Source organism: Paraburkholderia sediminicola (assembly GCF_046026675.1).
In the GTDB taxonomy this organism is placed as follows: domain Bacteria; phylum Pseudomonadota; class Gammaproteobacteria; order Burkholderiales; family Burkholderiaceae; genus Paraburkholderia; species Paraburkholderia sediminicola_F.
The window spans coordinates 3,412,542-3,434,623 of sequence record NZ_JAQQEY010000002.1 but is presented as its reverse complement, the minus strand read 5'-3'; the positions used below and the strand labels follow the sequence as shown (position 1 = coordinate 3,434,623).

General features: G+C 61.5%; 20 protein-coding genes. 11 read left to right on the top strand and 9 right to left on the bottom strand.

The genetic code is table 11. The annotated features are described in order from the left end of the window. Positions 1-87 precede the first annotated feature (87 nt). The 4 genes from PQQ86_RS35075 to PQQ86_RS35060 all read left to right on the top strand — a co-directional run bounded on the left by PQQ86_RS35075 (position 88) and on the right by PQQ86_RS35060 (position 4,097). Positions 88-351, top strand: a complete 264-nt coding sequence (locus tag PQQ86_RS35075; RefSeq protein WP_408277783.1) for a DUF1488 family protein — start codon at positions 88-90, stop codon at positions 349-351. 391 nt (positions 352-742) lie between these two features. Next, the gene (locus PQQ86_RS35070) at positions 743-1,147 is read left to right on the top strand and encodes an Hsp20/alpha crystallin family protein (protein WP_408277780.1); all 405 of its coding nucleotides are present in this window, start codon (positions 743-745) and stop codon (positions 1,145-1,147) included. A gap of 33 nt (positions 1,148-1,180) precedes the next feature. Further along, the gene (lon, locus tag PQQ86_RS35065; protein ID WP_408277778.1) at positions 1,181-3,583 is read left to right on the top strand and encodes an endopeptidase La; all 2,403 of its coding nucleotides are present in this window, start codon (positions 1,181-1,183) and stop codon (positions 3,581-3,583) included. Between the two features lie 40 nt (positions 3,584-3,623). Further along, the gene (locus PQQ86_RS35060) at positions 3,624-4,097 is read left to right on the top strand and encodes a hypothetical protein (RefSeq protein ID WP_408277775.1); all 474 of its coding nucleotides are present in this window, start codon (positions 3,624-3,626) and stop codon (positions 4,095-4,097) included. 71 nt (positions 4,098-4,168) lie between these two features. Here PQQ86_RS35060 and phnY read toward each other — a convergent pair whose 3' ends face one another. Further along, complete coding sequence (gene phnY, locus PQQ86_RS35055) at positions 4,169-5,623, bottom strand: phosphonoacetaldehyde dehydrogenase (protein WP_408277772.1); 1,455 nt, start codon at positions 5,621-5,623, stop codon at positions 4,169-4,171. Positions 5,624-5,636: 13 nt separating this feature from the next. Beyond that, positions 5,637-6,872: a phosphonoacetate hydrolase gene (phnA, locus tag PQQ86_RS35050; protein ID WP_408277769.1), complete on the bottom strand. Its 1,236-nt coding sequence runs from the start codon at positions 6,870-6,872 to the stop codon at positions 5,637-5,639. Positions 6,873-7,155: 283 nt separating this feature from the next. On the opposite strand from phnA, the gene PQQ86_RS35045 reads away from it, so the two are divergent. The 5 genes from PQQ86_RS35045 (at position 7,156) to PQQ86_RS35025 (ending at position 13,768) form a co-directional block, all read left to right on the top strand. Further along, positions 7,156-8,166, top strand: coding sequence for a putative 2-aminoethylphosphonate ABC transporter substrate-binding protein (locus PQQ86_RS35045; protein ID WP_244179471.1), 1,011 nt, complete (start codon positions 7,156-7,158; stop codon positions 8,164-8,166). Between the two features lie 126 nt (positions 8,167-8,292). Then, complete coding sequence (locus tag PQQ86_RS35040; RefSeq protein ID WP_093641579.1) at positions 8,293-9,384, top strand: putative 2-aminoethylphosphonate ABC transporter ATP-binding protein; 1,092 nt, start codon at positions 8,293-8,295, stop codon at positions 9,382-9,384. Next, positions 9,381-11,108, top strand: coding sequence for a putative 2-aminoethylphosphonate ABC transporter permease subunit (locus tag PQQ86_RS35035; protein WP_408277766.1), 1,728 nt, complete (start codon positions 9,381-9,383; stop codon positions 11,106-11,108). Before PQQ86_RS35040 ends, PQQ86_RS35035 begins: the two co-directional genes overlap by 4 nt. Before the next feature lie 34 nt (positions 11,109-11,142). Next, on the top strand, positions 11,143-12,273 hold the full coding sequence (locus PQQ86_RS35030; protein ID WP_408277763.1) for a 2-aminoethylphosphonate--pyruvate transaminase: 1,131 nt from the start codon (positions 11,143-11,145) through the stop codon (positions 12,271-12,273). Positions 12,274-12,379: 106 nt separating this feature from the next. Next, complete coding sequence (locus PQQ86_RS35025) at positions 12,380-13,768, top strand: FAD-dependent oxidoreductase (RefSeq protein ID WP_408277760.1); 1,389 nt, start codon at positions 12,380-12,382, stop codon at positions 13,766-13,768. A gap of 60 nt (positions 13,769-13,828) precedes the next feature. Here the strand turns inward: PQQ86_RS35025 and PQQ86_RS35020 are convergent, their stop codons facing one another. Further along, the gene (locus PQQ86_RS35020; RefSeq protein ID WP_408277757.1) at positions 13,829-14,551 is read right to left on the bottom strand and encodes a phosphonate utilization associated transcriptional regulator; all 723 of its coding nucleotides are present in this window, start codon (positions 14,549-14,551) and stop codon (positions 13,829-13,831) included. Between the two features lie 106 nt (positions 14,552-14,657). Between PQQ86_RS35020 and PQQ86_RS35015 the strand changes: the two genes are divergently transcribed. Next, on the top strand, positions 14,658-15,059 hold the full coding sequence (locus tag PQQ86_RS35015) for a DUF302 domain-containing protein (protein WP_408277754.1): 402 nt from the start codon (positions 14,658-14,660) through the stop codon (positions 15,057-15,059). Between the two features lie 22 nt (positions 15,060-15,081). Here PQQ86_RS35015 and PQQ86_RS35010 read toward each other — a convergent pair whose 3' ends face one another. The 4 genes from PQQ86_RS35010 to PQQ86_RS34995 form a co-directional block, all read right to left on the bottom strand. Then, a complete protein-coding gene (locus PQQ86_RS35010) occupies positions 15,082-15,375 on the bottom strand; it encodes a DUF1330 domain-containing protein (protein WP_054039434.1) in 294 nt (97 codons plus the stop codon). A 186-nt stretch (positions 15,376-15,561) separates the two neighbouring features. Then, entirely contained in the window at positions 15,562-16,872 is a 1,311-nt protein-coding gene (locus tag PQQ86_RS35005; RefSeq protein WP_408277748.1) for an MFS transporter, read from the bottom strand. 122 nt (positions 16,873-16,994) lie between these two features. Continuing rightward, positions 16,995-17,897 (bottom strand): HpcH/HpaI aldolase/citrate lyase family protein, encoded by a 903-nt coding sequence (locus PQQ86_RS35000; RefSeq protein WP_408277744.1) that lies wholly within the window; start codon positions 17,895-17,897, stop codon positions 16,995-16,997. Further along, positions 17,894-19,126 (bottom strand): Zn-dependent hydrolase, encoded by a 1,233-nt coding sequence (locus tag PQQ86_RS34995; RefSeq protein WP_408277741.1) that lies wholly within the window; start codon positions 19,124-19,126, stop codon positions 17,894-17,896. The genes PQQ86_RS35000 and PQQ86_RS34995 overlap by 4 nt, the downstream gene beginning before the upstream one ends. A gap of 141 nt (positions 19,127-19,267) precedes the next feature. Between PQQ86_RS34995 and PQQ86_RS34990 the strand changes: the two genes are divergently transcribed. After that, entirely contained in the window at positions 19,268-20,221 is a 954-nt protein-coding gene (locus PQQ86_RS34990) for a LysR family transcriptional regulator (RefSeq protein WP_408277739.1), read from the top strand. Positions 20,222-20,242: 21 nt separating this feature from the next. Here PQQ86_RS34990 and PQQ86_RS34985 read toward each other — a convergent pair whose 3' ends face one another. Further along, on the bottom strand, positions 20,243-21,169 hold the full coding sequence (locus tag PQQ86_RS34985; RefSeq protein WP_408277736.1) for a 2-hydroxyacid dehydrogenase: 927 nt from the start codon (positions 21,167-21,169) through the stop codon (positions 20,243-20,245). A 22-nt stretch (positions 21,170-21,191) separates the two neighbouring features. Further along, complete coding sequence (locus tag PQQ86_RS34980) at positions 21,192-21,968, bottom strand: class II aldolase/adducin family protein (RefSeq protein ID WP_408279434.1); 777 nt, start codon at positions 21,966-21,968, stop codon at positions 21,192-21,194. Between the last annotated feature and the right edge of the window lie 114 nt (positions 21,969-22,082).

Here is a 22,082-nt window from a genome sequence, read left to right as displayed (position 1 = left end):
GATCGCAGCGCGTTGACGTAAGAGTCCGTAACGGTTAGATCTTTCGTGCTAGGCTTCTTGCACAGCTAGCTGCCAACGGAGGCGATGATGGCTGACAACATTGAAGGGATTAGTGTCGCAAATGACGGCGAAGCCGTTAAGTTCGGCATCAGAGTCGACAGCGTCCATCACTTCTGCATTGTGAGCAGGGAAGTGCTTAAGGAGTTGTCGCAGCAGGGTGGCCACAAAAGCGATTTGTTGCAGGAGTTCGAACGGCACCGCGAGTTGATCGGTGAGAAGGCGGCACTTGCAATTCGAAACGGGTCGAGGGGAGATCCGCTACCACTTGGCATTGAACTCTTCCTTCCTTAGCGTAAAACGCTAACCTCCCCTGGGGGCTGACATCGGTCCCCCTTCAGTACTCGACACGCTAATCCACGGGTTGGCGCTTCAGGCAGCACGTCGGATGTCGCTGCACAGCAGAAAGCTCGCCACTTTACATTCTCCGCGTGGCCAGCGGCTCACATCAACAGCGCAAAAGGCGATAGTAACTATCGGTCACATTGATCAGTACATCGACATTTCGACCTCTATCGGGCGTGATCAGACTGACTATAATCAACTGGCCCAATAAGATTTCGAGACCCGCTGGCAGGACTAGTTGGTGCGGTGCACTCCCCCGCTTACTTGACACGCGTGCACCGTTGGCCTTTGATGAATGGACAGCCAATGTTGGGCCGACAGGACAGGCAGGGAGCCAGCCGTGACATCTACCCGCCATACCATGATGTGGGAAGCCGCCGTCGACGCGCTAGAGCGCGCCGAGCGATTGCACCGCCAGTTCTTCCGCCTGGTAGGTCAGCATGCGCGGGTACCAATGTGGGAGCCGCCCATCGAGGTGTTCGAGCATGACGGCCGGCTGGCGATCGTGGTGGCGCTGCCCGGCGTGCCGCCCGATCAGATCAGCCTGGACCTCGAAGGCGGGACGCTGGTCGTTGCCGCCGAGAGGACATTGCCTCGGGCCTTTGCCGGGGGGGCGGTCCATTGCATGGAAATTCCCTATGGCCGCTTCGAGCGGCACATCCGGCTTCCGGCCGGGCGCTACCGTCTGGCAGGGCGCGACTCCGAACACGGTTGCCTGTTGCTGGACTTCGAGAGGCTGGATTGAGCCCGGCGCGCGTCGGCGAATCGAGGAACGAAGATGAGCACGGACAGCGAAAATGAGGCTCTCGAATCGACGCCGGTGCGCCCGGACGCGGCTCCGACCCCGACACCCGAACTCCCCCAAGACAGTCTGATCCTGCTTCCGGTCCGCAATGCCGTGCTGTTTCCGGGCATGGTGTTGCCGCTGACGGCGGGACATGGGCAGATCAAGGACGACGTGCAGGCTGCCGTCAAGCGCCAGCAGCCCTTGGGCATCGTGCTGCAACGCGATCCTCAGGTGCAGGATCCGCCCTTCGATGGCCTCAACACGATTGGCACTTTGGCAAACGTGCTGCGCTATGTCACCAGTCCGGACGATGGCGCGCATCACTTGATATGCCAGGGTGTGGAGCGCTTCCGCCTGATCGCGCCGGTGGCCGGCCTCGGATTCCGCGCCGCCCGGGTGGAACTGCTGCCCGACACCGCGCCTGGTGACTCCGCCATCGACGCGCGCGTGCTGGTTCTGCGGCAACGCGCCGGCGAAATGATCGGACTGTTGCCCAATGCGGGCGGCGAACTTGTGAGGGCATTGGACGCGATCGAGTCGCCCGGATTGCTGGCCGACACCGTGGCCGGTCTGCTCGACATCCCGCCGGCGCGCAAGCAGGACATCCTGGAAACGCTCGACCTCTGCAAGCGGCTGGACAAGGTGCTGGACGCCGTCGCCGGACGAATCGAAGTTCTTCGCCTGTCGCAGGAAATCGGCGAGCAGACGCGCGGCCGGCTCGACCAGCGCCAACGCGAGATGATGCTGCGCGAACAACTCCGCACCATCCAGCACGAACTCGGCGAGAGCGCCGACAACCGGGAAGAAGCCCGCAAGCTGGCTGAAGCGATTGATGCCGCCCATATGCCGTCGGATGTCGAAACCCATGCCCGCAGGGAGCTAGTCCGGCTGGAACGGATGCCGGACGCCTCCTCCGAATACTCCATGAGCGCGAGCTACCTCGAGTGGCTGACCGAACTGCCTTGGGCACTTCCGCAGGAAGCGCCGATCGACATCGCCCAGGCGAGGCAGATCCTCGATGAGGCGCACTTTGGTCTGGACAAGGTCAAGCGCCGCATCCTCGAATATCTTGGTGTCAGAAAGCTCAATCCGCATGGCAAGGCGCCCATCCTTTGCTTTCTCGGGCCGCCAGGGGTGGGCAAGACATCGCTGGGCCAGAGCATCGCTCAAGCACTGGCGCGGCCTTTCGTTCGCGTTAGCCTGGGCGGCGTGCATGATGAATCGGAAATCCGAGGCCACCGGCGCACTTATATCGGCGCCATGCCTGGCAATATCGTCCAGGCGATCCGCAAAGCGGGGGCGCGCAATTGCGTCATGTTGCTGGACGAACTCGACAAGCTCGGGCACGGCGTGCACGGTGACCCGGCCGCGGCGATGCTTGAGGTGCTGGATCCCGAGCAGAATGCCTCGTTCCGGGACAACTACCTTGGCGTGCCCTTCGATCTGTCCGCCGTCGTGTTCGTTGCCACGGCCAACCAGCTCGACGGTATTCCCGGGCCTTTGAGGGACCGTCTCGAGTTTCTGGATCTGCCCGGTTACACCGAGGCCGAGAAGTTTCAGATCGCCCGGCGCTTCCTGGTTCCACGCCAGTTGGAAGCGTGCGGGCTGACCCCCACGCAATGCGAGCTCAGCGACGAGGCTCTGCGATCCATCATCCGCGACTACACGCGCGAAGCGGGTGTGCGCAACCTGGAGCGGCAGATCGGTTCAGTGTTTCGGTATGTCGCGTTGCGCGTTGCCGAGAATCCGGCCACGCACGAACGAATCGAGCCTGATCGCTTGCCGTCGATATTGGGTCATCACCGCTATGAGCGCGAGGTGGCAATGCGCACCAGTTTGCCGGGCGTGGTGACCGGACTCGCATGGACACCCGTTGGCGGCGAACTGCTCTTCATCGAGGCTAGTAGTACACCGGGCGGGGGCAGGCTGGTGCTGACTGGCCAGTTGGGAGACGTGATGAAGGAAAGTGCCCAGGCCGCGCTGACGTTAGTCAAGTCGCGCTGCGAGGCGCTGCATATCGACTGTTCGGGCTTCGACAAACGCGACATTCATGTCCACGTGCCGGCCGGCGCGGTCCCAAAGGACGGCCCGAGTGCCGGGGTGGCCCTATTCATTGCGATCGCATCGCTGTTGATGGGACAAGCCGTGCGCAGCGATTGCGCTGTGACTGGCGAGATCAGCCTGCGTGGCATTGTCCTGCCAGTGGGCGGCATCAAGGAAAAGGTGCTCGCCGCCCTGCGCGCCGGCATTGGGACGGTACTGCTGCCCGCGCGCAATGCGGCGGACCTCGAAGACATCCCGGCCGACGCACGAAGCCAGTTGCGTTTTGCGCTGCTGGAGACGGTGGATGATGCACTGCGCGAGTTAATCGAAACCAAGTCGGTGAAGCGCTGATAGTGCTGCAGACTACTCACTCTCCAATGGGGACCCAGTAATGAAAACCGAACATCTTCCCAATCAGCGACTCAAGGAACGTGAAAAAACCGGACCGCATCTGACCACGCAGGAGCATTTGGGCCTGAACGGGCGAATCGCCCTCGTCATCACCAACGCGGTTGGCACGATGTGGTGTGCCTATGTCTTTGCGGCGATCGCGCTTATCAGTTTGCCATCTGCCATTCAGGGCGGCGTGTCGACGCTGATCGCCTGGATCGCTCAGACTTTTTTGCAGTTGGTGCTGCTGTCAGTCATCATGGTGGGGCAGAAGGTTGCGGCCGCAGCCTCGGACAAGCAGGCGCTACAGACCTACAAGGACGCTGAGGCGCTCCTGAATATCCAGGATGAGATGCACCGGCTCATCGAGATCAACAATTCGCTGACTGAAGCGATCCATCGCGCGGTGACGGCAAAGGGAACCTCAACGGCCGAGCAACCGGCCGTTTCCGGCGACTCCAGCCGGCCAGCGTGATTCGAGGCGACCCGCGGCAGTACGGGCGCATGGCGAGAAGCGCATCAGCGCTTCTCGCACTCACATCACATTCACCACGGCAGCGAGTAGGTCTTCGTATTGGTAAAGCTCTTCATGGCTTCCTGCACCCCTTCCTTGTAGCCGAGTCCCGAGTCCTTCACGCCGCCGAACGGTGTGAGTTCGAGCCGATACCCCGGCACTTCGCGCACATTCACGCTGCCCACTTCCAGTTCGGTAATGAACCGCGTGATGTAGTCGAAGCGGTTCGTGCAGACCGACGATGACAACGCATAGTCCGTGCAGTTCGACATGCGGATCGCTTCGTCGATGTTGGCAAAGCGCATGATCGGCGACACTGGCCCGAACGTCTCGTACTTGACGAGCGGCATGTCGGGCGTGACACGGTCTACAACCGTCGGCGAGTAAAGCGCGCCGTCGCGCAGATTGCCCGCAAGCAGACGGGCGCCGCGTGACAAGGCGTCGTTGACCTGGCGTTCGCAGAACTGCGCGGCCGCTTCGTCGATGACCGTTCCCATATCGACCGAACTATCCGCCGGATTGCCATACTTCCACGCGCGTGTCTTGTCCACGACGAGATCCGTGAAGCGGTCGGCGACCGACTCGTGTACCAGCATGCGCTTGATAGCGGTGCAACGCTGGCCCGAATTCTTGTACGAGCCTGACACCGCGAGCGAACTGGCTTCGTCGAGATCGGCATCCTCCATCACGATGATCGGGTCGTTCCCGCCCAGTTCGAGCACGGCGCGCCGGTAGCCCATCCGCGAGGCGATCGATTTGCCGATCGAGACGCCACCGGTGAAGGTGATGAGATCGATCGCGGGGTTCGTGATCAACTCGTCGGCAATCACGCTCGGGTCACCCGTCAACACCTGCAGCATCTGCACCGGCAAGCCTGCTTCGTAGAGAATGTCGGCAAGCAGATAGCATGACAGCGGCACTTTCTCCGACGGTTTCACCACGATGCGATTGTTCGTGGCAATCGCCGGCACGATCTTGTGCGCGACCTGATTCATCGGATGGTTGAACGGCGTAATGGCGGAGATCACGCCCAGCAGCGGATCGCGTTGCGTATAGACGCGCCGCTTTTTTCCGTGAGGCGTGAGGTCACACGAGAAAATCTGGCCGTCGTCTTTCAGCACCTCGCCCGCGCCGAACACCAGCACGTCCGCGACGCGGCCGGCTTCGTAGATCGAATCCTTCTTGCACAAGCCCGCTTCCGCCGTGATGACGGCGGCGATCTCTTCGGTGCGTGCCCGCACGGCATCGGCCGCGCGACGCAGGATCGCGGCGCGCTCATAGCGGGTCAGCGCCGGACGATACGCGCGCGCGAATTCGAACGCGCGGCGCACGTCCTCAAGCGTCGCTTTCGGCACGGTGCCGACGAGCGCGCCATCGTAAGGGTTGCGCACTTCGATCACTTCGTCGCGAAAGATTTTTTCGCCGCCGATGCGCAGCGCTTCATGACGCACCTGCAATTGAGCCTTGATTTCAGCAACAGCGTTCATGTCTGATCCCCGATCATTGAAGATGGTTGAGTGCGATATCGATGATGTCGAAGTTGCGTAAGCGTGCCCGCTCGCCGACCGATTTCGCGACCGGCTGATTGAACAGAAGCGGCACGATCTGTTCAGCAAGGCCGCCGTGCGAGCGCAGCGGCACGTCGAGGCCGGACAGATCGTGCTTGATGCGTCGCGTGCCGAGCACCACGTCTTGCGTTGAAATCACGATGAGGTCGCCCATGCGCGCAGGCGGGAGTTCGAAGCGTGCGCAGCCTTCGGCTCCTGTCAGCACCAGTTCGATGCCGGGTTCCGCGGCGAGCCGGCGGCGCATTGCTTCGTGATCGGCCGAGGCGGGAAGATAGACGGTCGCGAACGATCCGAGCGCGCCGTGATGCACGACGTAAGGGTCCGTGATCGGCAGGATCACGCGGGCAACGTCCTCGCCGAGCCACTCATCGAAGCGCTCTTGCAGATAGATCACGTTGGGCTCGCCGTCTTCGTTGTGCTTCGCATTCATCCCGTGATCGGCGGTGACCGCGACGATCGCACCCAGTTCGTCGAGCCGCTGCAGATAGCCGTCCATCATCTGATAAAACGCGTTGGCGCCAGGGGTGCCAGGGGCACACTTGTGCTGTACGTAGTCGGTCGTCGACAGGTACATCAGGTCGATATCGCGGGTTTCGAGCAGGCGCACGCCGGCCGCGAACACGAACTCGGACAGCTCCGCGCTGTAGACGCTCGGCACCGGCTGACCGACCAGTTCGAGCAGGTTGTCGATGCCGTTCTCCTCGAGCGTCGCTTCGTCGGCTTTCTCCGCCGAGAAGCAGATGCCCTTCAGGCCTTTGCCGAGCAGCCGGCGCAGTTTGTCCTTTGCCGTGACCACCGCGACGTGCGCACCCTGTTCAGCGAAACCGGCAAGCACGGTAGGGGCGACCAGGTACTTCGGATCGTTCATCAGCACCTCGGTGCCGCTGTCGCGATCGAAAAAGTAGTTGCCGCTAATGCCATGCACTGCGGGCGGCACGCCGGTCACGATCGACAGGTTGTTCGGGTTCGTGAAGCTCGGCACCACGCATTCGCCCTTGAGCGACGTGCCGGGACGCAGCAGCGTGGCCAGAAAGGGCGCGACGCCCGCCGCGGCCGCCATCTCCAGATATTCATACGCGCAGCCGTCCACGCAGACCACGACGACGGGTCTGCGCATCCAGTTGTAGCTGCGGCCGTTCACTTCAATGGAAACCGGTGCTTCGCTCATGACATGTCCTCTTGGCTAGGGTAAGTCGGGTAATGACGATGTGGCGTTATGTGGCAAAGTGAGGCAATACTTGACATTAAAATTGATGCTTTGTAGATTGTCAACAACAGACAACAAATCGCAAATCATCAACCGCAGTCATCAGCAGTTGCTTAAGAGGGTTGCAGCACACAGTCGTCCCGTAGCACCGGTCGTTTTCGTCGCTGGCCGCGACGCCACTTTCTCAAGGGGTCTGGAAATGAAGGAACAGTCGGGGTTTAAAGCTTGTAGAGGTCGTCTGAATATGGCGTTGCGCTGTCTGGTCGCCGCCACCGTCACGCTCGGCGCTGTCCAGTTCGCGCAGGCAAAAACGCAATTGCTGGTTTACACGGCGCTCGAAGACGAAGCGATGAAGCCCTATAAAGACGCGTTCGAAAAGGCCAACCCGGATATTGAAATCCGCTGGGTGCGCGATTCGACTGGCGCGGTCACGGCCAAGCTGCTCGCCGAAAAGAACAATCCGCGTGCCGACGTGGTGCTCGGGCTCGCGGCTTCCAGCCTGACGCTGCTCGATCTGCAGGGCATGCTGATGCCGTACGCCCCGAAGGGCTTCGACAGCCTGACGCGCAAGTACAGCGATACGAACACGCCGCCGCACTGGGTCGGCATGGACGTGTGGGGAGCGACGGTCTGCTACAACCGCGTCGAAGCGGAGAAGCGCCATTTGCCTAAGCCCACGTCATGGGAAGACCTGACCAAGCCTGTCTATAAAGGCATGATCGTGATGCCGAGTCCGGTGTCGTCCGGCACCGGCTATCTGGACGTGACGTCCTGGCTGCAAACCTTCGGCAAGGACAAGGGCTGGCAGTACATGGACGCGTTGGACAAGAACGTCGCGCAATACGTGCACTCGGGTTCGAAGCCCTGCACGCTGGCTGGCACCGGCGAATTTCCGATCGGTATCTCGTTCGAATTCCGTGGCCACGAGTTGCAGGCGCAAGGCGCGCCCATCGACCTGATCTTCCCGAAAGAAGGCTTGGGCTGGGACATGGAAGCCACCGGCATCATGAAAACGACAAAGCAGCCGGATGCGGCCAAGAAACTCGCGGACTTTATGGCCAGCAAGGAGGCCAATGAAATCACCGCGCAATGGTGGGCGATCGTTGCGTACCCGGGTGTCGCGAAGAAACTCTCCGGCATCCCCGACAACTATTCGGAACTGCTCGTGAAGAACGATTTCACATGGTCCGCAAAGAACCGCGACGCAATTCTCGAAGACTGGCAAAAGCGCTACGGCAACAAGGAACAAAAGTAAGACCAGGTTCAACGAGGTATTGACGAGCGCCGGGGCGCGCGCTGCGTGGCCCCCAAACGACGCAGCGATGCGGCGCACGGCAGTGCGTCGCGCCGTGTCGACATGCAAGCGGAAGCGGAGGAGCAGATGACAACGTATTTGAGCGTAGAGCGGGTCTACAAGCGGTTCAACGACACGCCGGTTCTGGAGGACATCAATCTTGGCGTGAAGAAGGGAGAAATGCTCTGCTTCCTCGGTCCGTCGGGATGCGGCAAAACCACTTTGCTGCGCATCATTGCCGGACTGGAAACACAAAGCGCCGGCCAGATCACGCAGGACGGCCGCGATATTTCGCGGCTGCCGCCTCAGCTTCGCGATTACGGCATCGTCTTTCAGTCGTACGCGCTGTTTCCGAATCTGACCATCTTCGACAACGTGGCCTACGGTCTCGTGAATCGCAAGATGAAGCGCGCTGCGATCGCCGACCGTGTAAATGAACTGCTCGCCCTGGTCGGTTTACCGGATGCGCAGAAAAAGCATCCGAACCAGTTGTCTGGTGGTCAGCAGCAGCGTATCGCGCTGGCGCGTGCGCTCGCCACGTCGCCGGGTCTGCTGTTGCTCGACGAGCCTCTCTCGGCGCTGGATGCGCGCGTTCGCGTGCGGCTGCGCCAGGAAATCCGCCAGTTGCAGCAGCGCCTCGGCGTGACCACGATCATGGTGACGCACGACCAGGAAGAAGCGCTATCAATGGCCGACCGGATCGTGGTGATGAATCAGGGTGTGATCGAGCAGATCGGCACCCCCCACGAAATTTATCGCGAGCCGGCCTCGCCGTTCGTTGCCGATTTCATCGGGAAGGTCAATCTGATTCCGGCCGAGGTGGCGCGCGACGGCAGTCTCAAGGCGGGCTCCATCGCGCTGCGCTACGGGTGCGGATCGGAGCGCGCGGTGCTGGGTTCGAAAGTGTCGGCGTTCGTGCGCCCGGAAGACATCCACCTCAGTGCGCCGGGCAACGAGGCGGACAACCTGTTGCCCGCCTCAGTCGAGAAGCTGGAATTCCTCGGTGCGTTCTGCCGGGTCAGCTTCAAAGTGGACGGGCTCGGCGAGCAGGAGATCGTCGCCGACCTGTCGTTTCATGAAATGCATCGTACCCGCCTGCAGCCGGGGTCGCGCTTCAATCTGGCTATCAACCGCGAACACGTGTGCGTCTTTTCCGCCGCGAAGGAGCGACTTCAATGAGCGCCGTTCTGATCGAGCGCCGCAGCGGCGAGGAAAGTCACGCCGAGGTGCGCCAGAAGAGCCATTGGCATGACCGGATCGCGCAGTTGGCGCTTGTGTTGATGTCCGCATTTCTCGGCATGTTTCTGCTGGTGCCGCTGGCCCTGGTCATCGGCAAATGCTTCGTCGATGCGGATGGCCATTTCGTCGGACTCGCCAATTTCACCGGCTATCTGGTGGATTCTGGCGTGTGGACATCGACACTGCATTCGGTCACGGTGGCCAGCCTCGTGACGGCGATTGTGATTCCGATGGCCTTTACGTTTGCGTACGCACTGACCCGCTCGTGCATGCCGATGAAGAACGCCGTACGCACGGTCGCGTTGCTGCCGCTGCTTGCGCCGACGCTGCTGTCCGCGGTGTCGTTCATCTACTGGTTCGGCAACTCGGGCATCCTGAAGCCCTTGCTTCACGGGAATTCGATCTATGGACTGCCGGGCATCGTATGCAGTCTGGTGTACGCCGCATTTCCGCACGTGCTGATGATTCTCGTGACGGCGCTGTCGCTGTCCGACGGACGTCTATACGAGGCCGCCGAAGCGATGGGCACACGCCGTGCGCGCAAATTCTTCACGATCACGCTGCCGGGCGCGAAGTATGGTCTGATCAGCGCGACGATGGTGTCGTTCACGATCTGCATCAACGACTTCGGCGTGCCGGTTGTGATCGGTGGCCCTTATTCGGTGCTCTCCACCGACATCTACAAGCTCATCATCGGCTTGCAGGATTTCAACCGGAGCGCGGTGGTCAGCCTGCTGCTGCTCTGTCCGGCGCTGGTTGCGTTCGCTGTCGACTTCTTCATTCGCCGCAAGCAGCAATCGCAACTCGGCGCGCGCTCGACGCCTTATCAGCCGAAACCCGCGCGCGGCTTCGACATCGCGATGCTCGGGTACTGCGGCTTCGTTTGCATGCTGCTGTTGGCGGTGGTCGGCATTTCGGTGTTCGCTTCGTTCGTGAAGTTCTGGCCGTATCAGATGAGTCTCGGCTTGCAGCACTACAAGATGGGGTTGATCGGAGCCGGGATTTTCGATGCGTACAAGAACAGCCTGAAAATGGCCGCGTGCGTGGCGATCGGCGGCACCATCATCGTGTTCGGCGGCGCGTATCTGGTGGAGAAAACACGTGGGCCGCGCTGGTTACGCGGTTTTATCAATCTGTGCGCGATCCTGCCGATGGGCGTGCCGGGTCTGGTGCTCGGCATCAGCTACATCTTTCTGTTCAACTCGCCCGCCAATCCTTTGAACGGTCTTTACGGCACGCTCGCGCTGCTCGCGATCGTCACGGTGGTGCATTACTACTCGTCGAGCCACCTGACTGCGGTCACCGCGCTTCGTCAGATCGACAACGAATTTGAAGCGGTCTCGGCTTCGCTGAAAGTGCCTTTCTACAAAACGTTTTTGCGCGTCACCGTGCCTGTGTGCCTGCCGTCGATCCTGCAGATCGCGCGCTATCTGTTCGTCAACGGCATGACGACGGTGTCCGCGGTCGCGTTTCTCTATTCACCCGACACGCAACCGGCCTCCGTCGCCATTCTCAATCTCGACGACGCCGGCCAGATTGGACCGGCCGCGGCGATGGCCACGCTGGTCCTCGTGACGGCGGCGTTCGCCTGCGTGCTGTTTGCCTGCGTATCGCACGGCGTATTGCGCAGAACCCAGGCATGGCGCACCACGCGCCGTGGCTGAAACAAGTCTTCATCAAGATCGATAAGGAGCTACTGTGAATCTGCCTTCCCAGCCCATTCTGCTCACCCCTGGCCCGCTCACGACCTCAGAACGCACGCGTCAGGCGATGCTGCGCGACTGGGGATCGTGGGACGGCGATTTCAATCAGATCACTGCCCGGATTCGCCAGCAGACGCTGCGCATCGTGCATGGCGAAGACACGCATGAATGCGTGCCCTTACAAGGCAGCGGCACGTTCTCAGTGGAAGCCGCGATCGGCACGCTGGTGCCGCGCGACGGGCATGTGCTGATACCGAACAACGGCGCGTATTGCCAGCGTATCGCGAAGATTTGCCGGGCGCTCGGCCGCCGTCACCAGACGCTCGATTATCCCGAAGACACGCAGGTTAAAGCGGCTGACGTCGATCGCGCGCTGGCGGCTGACCCGAGCATCACGCACGTGGCGCTCGTGCATTGCGAAACCGGTGCCGGGGTGCTCAATCCGCTGCATGAGATTGCCATGGTTGTCGCAAAGCACGGTCGCAGTCTGATCATCGACGCGATGAGCTCATTCGGCGCCGTCGACATCGACGCGCGCCAAACGCCATTCGACGCGGTCGTGGCCGCCTCAGGAAAATGTCTGGAAGGCGTGCCCGGCATGGGCTTCGTGATCATCCGCCGCAGCACGCTGGAGCAATGCGAAGGGAACAGCCCCTCGCTCGCCATGGATCTGTACGATCAATGGGTCTACATGAGCCGCACGACGCAGTGGCGTTTCACGCCGCCTACCCACGTCGTAGCGGCCCTCGATCAGGCGATCGCACAATACCTGGAAGAGGGCGGTCTCGAAACGCGCGGCGCACGCTATGCGAGCAATTGCCGCGCGTTGATCGAAGGCATGGCAGCGCTCGGTTTTCGAACCTTTCTCGACCCTGCGATTCAGGCACCGATCATCGTGACGTTCCATGCGCCTGATGATCCCCGCTACGACTTCAAGACGTTCTATACCGAAGTGAAAAAGCGTGGCTACATCCTGTATCCGGGCAAGCTGACCCAGGTAGAAACATTCCGAGTCGGCTGTATTGGGCACTTTGGCGATAGCGGCATCCCCGGCGCGGTCGCCGCGATCGCCGATACGCTGAAGGCCATGGGAATCAAGCAGGTATCGGCGAAAGCGTTAGCCTGAGTTGGCTTGAGCATGTCCACGGGCGAAGGCTTCTTTCCGATCGAGCGGGGAGAAGTCTTTCCTTTCGCCGCGTGGCGTTAAATCGTTGTATCAATGTGAGCAATTCATGCGTCCGTTCTGGATTGAACAAGCACTCTTCGCCGATGGTTCACTGGCGCCCGCACTGCAAGGTGCGACGACGGCCGATGTCTGCATCGTCGGCGGTGGTTTCACCGGTTTGTGGACCGCCATCCAGGCGAAGCAGAAGAAACCGGATCTCGACATCGTGATTATCGAGAGCGACCTGTGCGGCGCGGGCGCCAGCGGCCGCAACGGTGGCTGCCTGCTGACGTGGTCGACGAAGTTCTTCACGCTGCGGCGTCTGTTCGGCGAGGCGGAAGCGATCCGGCTGGTGAAAGCGTCCGAAGCAGCCGTGGGACGGATCCGCGATTTCTGTGTCGAGCACGCGGTCGATGCCGAACTTCGGCTCGACGGTACGCTCTACACGGCGACCTCGCGTGCGCAAATCGGCCTGCTCGATCCGGTGATTGCCGCACTGAGTGAGCATGGCATCAATTCGTATCAACATCTCGCGCCCGACGAAGTGGCTAGCCGTTCCGGTTCGGCGCGCAACCTCGGCGGCGTGTATTCGCCTGTCGCGGCTACGGTTCATCCGGGCAAGCTCGTGCGCGGCTTGCGGCGTGTCGCGATTGAAATGGGCATTCGTATTTACGAACGCACGCCGATGCTCGACTTCACGTCCGGCGAGCATGTAACCGTGCGCACGCCGGCTGGCAGTGTTACGGCGCCCAAGCTGGTGCTCGCGATCAATGCGTGGATGGCGAGCCGTTTCAAGCAGTTCGAACGCACGCTTGCTGTCGTTTCCAGCGACATGATCGTGACCGAGAAATGTCCGGAGTTGCTGCAGCAAATCGGTTTGAAAGACGGCGTATCGGTGCTCGATTCGCGCATCTTCGTCTACTACTATCGCAGCACGGCAGACGGCCGGTTGATGCTCGGCAAGGGCGGCAATACCTTTGCCTGGCGCGGCCGCATCGCGCCCGTGTTCGATCAGCGCTCGCCGTATGAAGCCGATCTGACGCGCAGCCTGCACGATTTCTTCCCCGCGTTGCGCGACGTGCCGGTCACGGCGAGCTGGAACGGTCCGTCGGATCGCTCGGTCACGGGCTTTCCGTTTTTCGGCAGGCTCGACGACGCGCCGAACGTGCTCTATGGCTTTGGCTATTCCGGTAACGGTGTTGGGCCGACCTATATGGGCGGGCAAATCCTGTCTTCGCTGTTGCTCGAACTCGACAACGAATGGACACGCAGTCCGTTGACGAAGGGACCGTTGGGCTATTTCCCGCCCGAACCGATCCGGTACGTGGGTTCGATTACCGTGCGCGACGCGATTCGGCGCAAGGAGCGCGCAGAAGACGAAGACCGCCAGCCCTGGCTGGTCGACCGATTGCTCAGCAAGCTCGCCAATGCGGCGGGGAAGTCGGATAAAGCTTAGTGTGGTGACGGCCCCGCAGCGCTGAGCGCGGGGCCGCGTGCGCAGCCGTCAGGCCCTGCTTCAGGCGTTGCCTGTGTTGCCGCTATTGCCCGTAGACGCTGCCCAGTGTTCGTGGGCACGCCGCATTCTCGCGAGGCCATGTGCGACGTGTTCGCGCACGAGCGCAACGGCGCTCTCCGTATCGCCCTTGGCGAGTGCGTTGACGATTTTCTCGTGTTCCGTCACCGAGGTCGCCAGCGCGCTCTTTTCCGATTCGATCGCGGCCTGACGCAGCAAACCAAGCTGGCGAACGAGATGCCGATAGGTTTCGATCAGGTGCTGGTTGCCGACGCCCGTCACCATCGCATCGTGCAATTGGACGTTCAATGCCGTGTAGCGCGTGAGATCGTGATCCTTCTTCGCGGCTTTCATCGACGTGATGATGCCTTTGAGCGTTGCGAGTGTTTCAGGCGTCATCCGATTGGCCAGCGCGCGGGCGACCGATTCGTCCAGCATGGCGCGAACTTCATAAATCTCCTCGGCCTCGCGTAGCGTCAGCGCGCGCACCGTGACGCCGCGATTTTTCTCCGTCTTCAGCAAACCCGCCTGTTCCAATGCGCGGAACGCCTCGCGCAGTGGGCCGCGAGACACATTCAAACGCGTGGAGACTTCGACTTCGTTCAATTTCTCTCCCGGGGCGAATTCGCCCGAGACGATGCTGCGTTCGAGCATTTCCTGCACTAGCGTCGCAAGTGAATGCCGCTGCAGCAGTTCGATGGCGCTAGACGTGGTTGACGTGGTCATGATCGGCGATTAGAACAAAGGATGGGACAACAGACCGTCGGCTTCTTTTTGACCATAGCGTGTCAGCTTGTCTATTGTCAACAATCGTCAATGCGCGGAGAAATCCATGTTCAGTCTTCCAGCCGATAACGGCATCGTCACCGTGCCCACGCAACGCACGGTCGACCAGGCCGCTGACGCACTCGCCTCGCTGATCGAAGCGAAAAATATCATCCTGTTCGCGCGCATCGATTTCGCGGCGGATGCACAACGCGCGGGGCTTGCGATGCTTCCGTCGCAACTGCTTGTGTTCGGTAATCCGCGGGCGGGGACGCCGCTGATGCAGGCTGTGCCGAGCGCAGCGCTCGATCTGCCTCTCAAGGTGCTGGTGTGGCGGGACGGCGATGGCCGGGTGTGGCTCTCGTATAACGCAACGAGCTATCTGCAGGCGCGGCATGGCGCGCCTGCGGAGTTAATGAAAGCTATCGACAGCATCGATGCGCTCGTGCAGGCCGCCGCGGGCGGCTGAGCGCACGCATCGTTTCGCGTCGTTACTCTGCGCCGCGAACGATACGCAGGTCGCGTTCTACACCGTCGCCCAAGGCTTCAAGCGCTTTCTTGTAGGCGTCGCTCTCATAGGCGGCAACGGCCTGTTCGTAGGTCGGAAACTCGATCACGACAGTCCGCTCCTTCAAACCTTGTTCATGTGCTTCTTCGGCGACGCCGCGCACGATGAATTTGCCGCCGGCGGCTGCCACCGCGGGCGCTGCCAGTTGCGCATACGCGGCCAGTTTCGACGGGTCCTTCGTCGCGCGGTATGCGGTCACCCAATATCCCTTGCTCATGTGAATCTCCTGGTTTTGCGGCGTGAAAGTAGTGGTCGCGTTGCCAAGCAACGACGCGGGAATTATGTCACTTCGAGCATTCCCGCGTGCGCTTCACGAGCGCGCACGTGTTCGGCCGGTTTGCGTCCATTCGCACCGCAGCAATTGCCAATCGACATGAATCTCCCCGATTTCCCCCGGCCCGCCTTAGTTAGCAAGCATCGCAGCGGATCCCTCCGCGCGTATCCCCTTGCGATAACGCCCGAGCCCCACGATTCCAACCAGCGACACCGCCGAAAGCACACTGAAGAAAATCGCCAGCGGCAGCCACTCGCCCTTGTAGTTTTGCGCGAGCATCGTACCGATCAAAGGCGTCGTTCCACCGGCAATCGTCGCGCACAGTTGATAAGCAATCGAAATGCCGGAGTACCGGACCTGCGTGGGAAATGCCGGTGTCATGAAACCGGCGATGACCGCATAGACAGCGGACAGCACCACCACCGCGAGCGAGATACCGGCCACGATCGCGACCGGATTTTGCGTCTGGACGAGCAGAAACATCGGATAGGGCGTGAGCATGGATAGCAGGGCGGCGCAGGTCAGAAAGCGGGTCTCTCCAACGCGCTGTGCCAGCAGTGCCGAAATTGGCTGAGATGCCAACTGGATAAGGGTGACGACAAACAGGCAATCGAGAATGAACGATTTCGACATGCCGAGATAACCGGTGACATACGAAATCATGAACGTGTTGGTGAAGAAGAACCCGGCGGACCCGATTGTCGTGGCCATCGCCGCCATGACGATCGGATACCAAGCGGTGCGCAGCACTTCCTTGACGGGCGACTTCAGCACCTCGCGATTCTTGCGAAGCTGCTCGAACTCGGGCGACTCCTTTACGCCGAGACGGATCGCCATGCCGATCACGAGCAGCACGAAACTTGCCAGAAACGGCAGGCGCCAACCCCAGGCAACGAAGCTTGCGTGATCGAGCGAGGTGACGAGCCTGAACGACACAAGCGAAAGAATCAGTCCGGCCGGGCTGCCCATCTGCGGAAAGGACGCGAAGAACGTCTTGCGGCCGGTTGGTGCGTGCTCGCTCGCCATCAGTACCGCGCCGCCCCATTCGCCGCCCACGGCAATGCCCTGGAGAATCCGCAACAGCACGAGCGAGATCGGTGCCCAGATGCCGATGCTGGCGTAACCGGGCAGCAGGCCGATGCCGGTGGTGGCGATCCCCATCAGGAACATGGTCAGCAGCAGCATCTTCTTGCGGCCGAGCTTGTCGCCGAGATGCCCGAACACCGCGCCGCTCAATGGGCGTGCAATGAAGCCCACAAAGAACGTGCCGAACGAAGCCATCGTACTCAGAAAGTGATTGCTGCTCGGGAAGAACACCTCGCCGAGCACCAGCGCGGCGGCTGTCGCATAGGTGTAGTAGTCGTAAAACTCGACGGCCGTGCCGATAAAAGCCGCGGTGGCGGCGCGCACGGGTTGATGAGTCTGTTCAGAAGGGGACATGGGGAATCCTGTTGTTGAACGCGCAGCGTTGGCTTGACTGCTGTCTTTATCGGTCGCCGAAATACGCCCGCCAAATTCGGATTTTTAATCTTCAGTATCACTGCGGCTAATGCCCGCCCGGCTTATGCGTTGCCGTTGTCGCCAAAGGCGCGGAGCAGCGCGTCACGCGCGATCAACCGTTGCGCGTTGTTGCGCTCCGGGTAGTCGATCCATACCGATCCGGCAGGGAGTGGATTCGCCTGCTGTACTGCGTGCGCCTCGACGAGTGCGCGCGCTGCCTGCACGTCTTCCGCGGATGGCGTCAGCGCGCGGTGAATCGCGGGCACGTGTTCGGGAAACACGACGCTTTTCGATGCGAATCCGAGTTGCGTGGAGATGTCCAGGTCCTGCACAAGCACCTGCGCCGACCGATACGTACAAGGAAGATCGATCGGCACGCAGCTGGCGGCAACGCACTCGATCAGAAAGCGGCTGCGTGCGTAAAGCAGTTCGTGACCGCCCGGCGTGCGGCGCGCGCCGAGATTCGCCGCCAGGTCTTCGACGGCCAGCATGCAGCACTTTATCCGTGCACCCACCTGAAGTAGCGCTCCCAGATTGACCAGACCCTTCGCGGATTCGATAACTGGAACCACCTCCGTCGAGCCCGCCGGAATGCCCAGCCTGCGCTCGATGACGGCCAGCGCATCGTCGAGCGCGGCCAGTTGAGCCGGGCTCTCCGCGTGTGGCAGAAAAATCGCCCGCGGGGTGCCGGGCATGACGCCTTCGAGATCGGCATGGCCGTCGTGCTCCAGTTTGTTGATCCGTACCGAGCCGAACGTGCCGGCGCGAGCCGCCTCGCGCAATAGCGTGACAATGCGTGCGCGTGCCTGCGGCCGGTCTTGCGGCGAAGTCATCTCTTCGAGGTCGGCGACGATTGCATCCGCACCGCTTTGCAGCGCGACTGCGTGGGCCTCGGCATGGTTGCCGGGTACGAAGAGCCATGTGCGCCGGATGCCTGGCGAACGCGGCGTTTGATGCGCGCTCATACAGCCTGCCCAGCGCGGGCCAGCATCGCGTGAAGCAACACGTCCGTGCCGCGCGTGACGTCTGCCGGCAAAGCGTCTTCGGCTTCGTTATGGCTCAGGCCGTCAACGCAGGGGATGAAAATCATCGCGGTCGGACAATGCTTGGCGAGATGAATCGCGTCATGTCCGGCGCCGCTGACGATGCGTTGATGCGGATAGTCCAGCGCATCGACCGCATTGCTCACGGCCGCAATGCAGTGCGGATCGAACGGTGTAGCAGGACTGACCCAATGCTGCCCCACCTCGACAGTCAGGCGCCGTCTTCTTGCGATGGCATCGAAGCGCTCGCGCAGCGCGGCTTCCATTTTTTCGATCATCGCATCGTCAGGGTGGCGCAGATCCACCGTGAACGACAGGTCTGCCGCGATCGTATTGCGCGATGCGTTGCGTATGTGCAGCTCGCCGATGGTGGCGAGACCCTGCGGAAAGAAATCTGCCGCGATGCTCTCAAGTTCCGTGGCCATTTCCGCGCTCGCGAATAGCGCATCGCGGCGGTACTGCATCGGCGTCGTGCCTGCGTGCGCGGCCTGCCCACGCACGCGCACATCGAGCCAGCGAATCGCCTGGCCGCCCGTGACGACGCCGATCGGCACGCCGCTTTCCTCGAGCACCGGACCCTGTTCGATATGCGCTTCGAAGTAGGCGTCGAAGACGATGCCGGGCACGGCGCGCGTGCCGGCATAGCCTGTTGCTTGCAATGCCTGCTCGACCGATGTGCCTGCTGCGTCGCGCGTGTTCAATGCCTGGGCGAGCGGCATGACGCCTGTGAAGGCTGCTGAACCGAGCATCGCCGGCGTGAAGCGCGCGCCTTCCTCGTTGGTCCACACGACGATCTCGATGGGCTTGTCGGTTTGAATGTTCGCATCGTTCAGCGTGCGCACGACTTCGAGCGCGGCGAGCACGCCATAGACCCCGTCGAAGCGGCCGCCCTCGGGCTGGGTGTCGAGGTGGCTCCCGCTTGCTACGGGCGCGGCGTCGTTCCGTTTGCCGGCGCGTCGCGCGAAAAGATTGCCGACCCGGTCGACGGACAACGTCAGCCCCGCGTCGACGCACCACTGCGAGAAAAGCGCCCGGCCTGCCGCGTCCTGTTCGGTCAATGCGAGGCGCCGCACACCGCCGCCTGCCGTGGCGCCGACAGCGGCCATGTTCATCAGGCTCGTCCAGAGCCGCTCACCATTGATCTTTAGCATCACACACTCCTGAAGTCGCGGCGTACTGACCGCGTCGGGTTCGTCGTGATGCCTTTATCCGCAATCAAAAATGATAAGTCTAATTTCTAATTCTAATCCTAAGTATAATTTTGGCGGATGATGAAACCAGTGAGGCTCATCGTGAGCAAAGACCGCCCGGACACCTATCTGAACGACCGCCTCGACTGGAACCTGCTGCGTACTTTTCTCGCCATTGCGAAAGAAGGCAGCGTGAGTCGCGCGGCGACGAAGTTACATCTGACGCAGCCCGCCGTGAGTCAGGCGTTGCGCCGGTTGGAGGAGCAGTTGGGGCTGCGCCTCGTGGATCGCCACGGTCCGCGTATCGAGGTCACACAGGCCGGCATCGAAGTGAAGCAGATTGCTGAAGACGTGTACGGCACGATCTCGCGGCTGTCGCTGGCCGAGGTGGATCGCGAACACGATATCTCCGGCATGGTGCGCGTGAGTACCGTCAGCGGAATCGACTTTCCGGCCTACGACACGTTTCTCGCCGAGTTCCATCGCACGTATCCGCGTATCGAGCTCGAAAGCCAGGAAATGCGCAGCGCCGATGTGGTGAACAGTCTCCAGCAAAAGTCCGCAACGCTCGGACTGACGCCGCGGCGCGCGTTACCCAAACGGGTCGACAGCCGCGTGTTTCTGCGTCAACGGTATGCGCTTTTCTGCGGACGTCATCATCCGCTCTTTGGACGCGACGATCTTCGGGTCGCCGATCTCGCCGGCGAGAAGTTCGTCTCGTTCACCGGCGACAAAGTGGGCGACCACCTGTCGCCACTCACGTTCTTTCGTGACGAGATGGGCTTCACGGGGCGCGTGGTCGGCTCATCGTCGAGCATGACCGAGGTGAGGCGATTCATTTTCGCGGGCTTCGGCATTGGCTGTCTGCCTGAACACGTCGTGCGCGATGACATCGTTCAAGGCCGCCTTCAGCGGCTGCCACCGGATGAAGGCGTGGCCGACCTCGATATTTACATGCTGTGGTCACAGGACCGCAAACTGAGCGCCGCTGAGGCCGCGTTTATCGATGCGCTGAATGTGTTCATCGATGGTCAGGCGGAAGGTGCTGGCCTTTAGCGTTGCGCTCAGCAGCTTCGCTTAATAGCCGCGCGTCACGTCAACCAAGTTCTGAAGGGGTTCGCCACGGGTCAGCCTGCGCGCGTTGTGCGCCACCTGCGTGGCGATCGTTTCCGAGCTAGCCACCGACGCCATATGCGGTGTCACGATCAGATTGGGCGCGCGCCATAAATGATCTTCAGGGGGTAACGGCTCGGTCGGAAACACGTCGACGATCGCACCGCCGATGTGCCCACTCGTCAGCGCCGCGATCAGGTCCGCGGGCACCAGATGTTCGCCGCGACCGACGTGAATCAGCTTCGCGCCAGGCCGCAAGTGCTCGAACGTGTTCGCATTGAGAATCCAGCGGGTCTCGTGCGTGAGCGGCAGGAGACACACGAGAATATCCGTCCCCTGAAGGAATGGCTTGAATTCCTGCGGACCGGCGAAGGTCGTCACCCCCGGCAGTTCACGGGGCTTGCGCGCCCAGCCGCGCACCGCGAAGCCGAAGCGCTGCAAATCCGTCGCGACGCGGCTGCCGATTTCTCCCAGACCCATGATGCCGACTGCGCATTCGGAAGCATCGCGCTGATCGTGGCGGAACCAGCGGTTAAGACGCTGATCGGCGAGCACGCGGTCGAGCTGACGATGAAAGTGCAGTACCCCCCACGTGACGAATTCGCTCATTCCGCGTGCGTGTTGCGGATCGACGACCCTACACAGCGGCACGGCGGGCAGGGCAGGATCGGACAGAATGTTATCGACGCCCGCAGCGATGCTATGCACGAGCCGCAGTTTCGGCAGCGCCGCCAGCGCGCCGGCCGGTGGGTTCCAGCATACGGCGATATCAGCATCGCCGCTGGACCGCTCGCCGTGCATCACGACATCGAATTCAGGGGCGGCGCGCAGAATCGGCTGCACCAGGTGTGACATGTCGTAGTCACGGCTCATCAGAACTAATTTGGTCATTGCATCGAACTGGAGAACGGGCCTAGTTGCGGTAGTCGGATTGCGGGTCGTCGATCAACCGTAACGCCGCGCGCCACGCCAACTCCGAAATTCCCGCGGAGTCGTCGCGAGCGAACTGGCTCGCGGTCAACTCGCACACTTCTCGCGGCGGGATACGCAGCGCGCTGCCACCGGCCAGCGCCTGGATTTGTGCCTGACAGGCCCGTTCTAGGAAATAGATCTCGTGGAACGCTTCGGCTGCCGTGGAGCCGGCCGCAAGCAGCCCATGATTGCGCAGGATCATTGCCTTGCAGGAACCGAGGTCGCGCACCAGGCGCTCGCGCTCGCCGAGTTCGAGCGCGATGCCCTCGTAATCGTGGTAAGCGAGCTTGCCGTAGAACTTCAGCGCATGCTGACTGATCGGCAGCAGCCCCTGCTCCTGGGCCGACACGGCTGTTCCGGCGGCGGTGTGCGTATGGATCACGAAATGCAGATCGTCGCGTGCTGCGTGGATGGCCGAATGAATCGTGAAACCCGCGGCGTTGACACGAAACAATGCCGGGTCGCTGTGCGCCCGCTCGTCGATGACGTTGCCGAGATGATCGATCTTCACGAGGTCCGACGCGCGCATTTCGTGAAACAGCACGCCATAGCGGTTGATCAGAAATGCTGGTGGCTCGCCCGGCGAGCTGGGCAGGCGCGCTGTGATGTGCGTGTCGATCATGTCGGTCATGCGGAAGTGAGCGGCCAGCCGGTAGAGCGCTGCCAGTTCCTCCCGTACCTGCTGTTCGGCACCGATCGGCGCCGGTTTGTCGCTCATGCGATCGGATGTGGGCGTGGATTGCATTTCAGAAGACTCCCAGGTTCTCACTTGCTGTAGTGCACGTAGTGTTCGTTAGCGCGTCAGTGTCCGTCAACTTGATTGTTCTAATGC

Bases quoted from the DNA above. Each gene is read 5' to 3' on its own strand.
- PQQ86_RS34985 (WP_408277736.1), bottom strand. From the start codon at position 21,169: ATGACCAAATTAGTTCTGATGAGCCGTGACTACGACATGTCACACCTG.
- PQQ86_RS35010 (WP_054039434.1), bottom strand. From the start codon at position 15,375: ATGAGCAAGGGATATTGGGTGACCGCATACCGCGCGACGAAGGACCCG.
- phnY (WP_408277772.1), bottom strand. From the start codon at position 5,623: ATGAACGCTGTTGCTGAAATCAAGGCTCAATTGCAGGTGCGTCATGAA.
- PQQ86_RS35075 (WP_408277783.1), top strand. From the start codon at position 88: ATGGCTGACAACATTGAAGGGATTAGTGTCGCAAATGACGGCGAAGCC.
- PQQ86_RS35015 (WP_408277754.1), top strand. From the start codon at position 14,658: ATGTTCAGTCTTCCAGCCGATAACGGCATCGTCACCGTGCCCACGCAA.
- PQQ86_RS35000 (WP_408277744.1), bottom strand. From the start codon at position 17,897: ATGAGCGCGCATCAAACGCCGCGTTCGCCAGGCATCCGGCGCACATGG.
- PQQ86_RS35035 (WP_408277766.1), top strand. From the start codon at position 9,381: ATGAGCGCCGTTCTGATCGAGCGCCGCAGCGGCGAGGAAAGTCACGCC.
- phnA (WP_408277769.1), bottom strand. From the start codon at position 6,872: ATGAGCGAAGCACCGGTTTCCATTGAAGTGAACGGCCGCAGCTACAAC.
- PQQ86_RS35045 (WP_244179471.1), top strand. From the start codon at position 7,156: ATGGCGTTGCGCTGTCTGGTCGCCGCCACCGTCACGCTCGGCGCTGTC.
- lon (WP_408277778.1), top strand. From the start codon at position 1,181: ATGAGCACGGACAGCGAAAATGAGGCTCTCGAATCGACGCCGGTGCGC.
- PQQ86_RS35025 (WP_408277760.1), top strand. From the start codon at position 12,380: ATGCGTCCGTTCTGGATTGAACAAGCACTCTTCGCCGATGGTTCACTG.
- PQQ86_RS35040 (WP_093641579.1), top strand. From the start codon at position 8,293: ATGACAACGTATTTGAGCGTAGAGCGGGTCTACAAGCGGTTCAACGAC.
- PQQ86_RS35060 (WP_408277775.1), top strand. From the start codon at position 3,624: ATGAAAACCGAACATCTTCCCAATCAGCGACTCAAGGAACGTGAAAAA.
- PQQ86_RS35005 (WP_408277748.1), bottom strand. From the start codon at position 16,872: ATGTCCCCTTCTGAACAGACTCATCAACCCGTGCGCGCCGCCACCGCG.
- PQQ86_RS35020 (WP_408277757.1), bottom strand. From the start codon at position 14,551: ATGACCACGTCAACCACGTCTAGCGCCATCGAACTGCTGCAGCGGCAT.
- PQQ86_RS34995 (WP_408277741.1), bottom strand. From the start codon at position 19,126: ATGCTAAAGATCAATGGTGAGCGGCTCTGGACGAGCCTGATGAACATG.
- PQQ86_RS34980 (WP_408279434.1), bottom strand. From the start codon at position 21,968: ATGAGCGACAAACCGGCGCCGATCGGTGCCGAACAGCAGGTACGGGAG.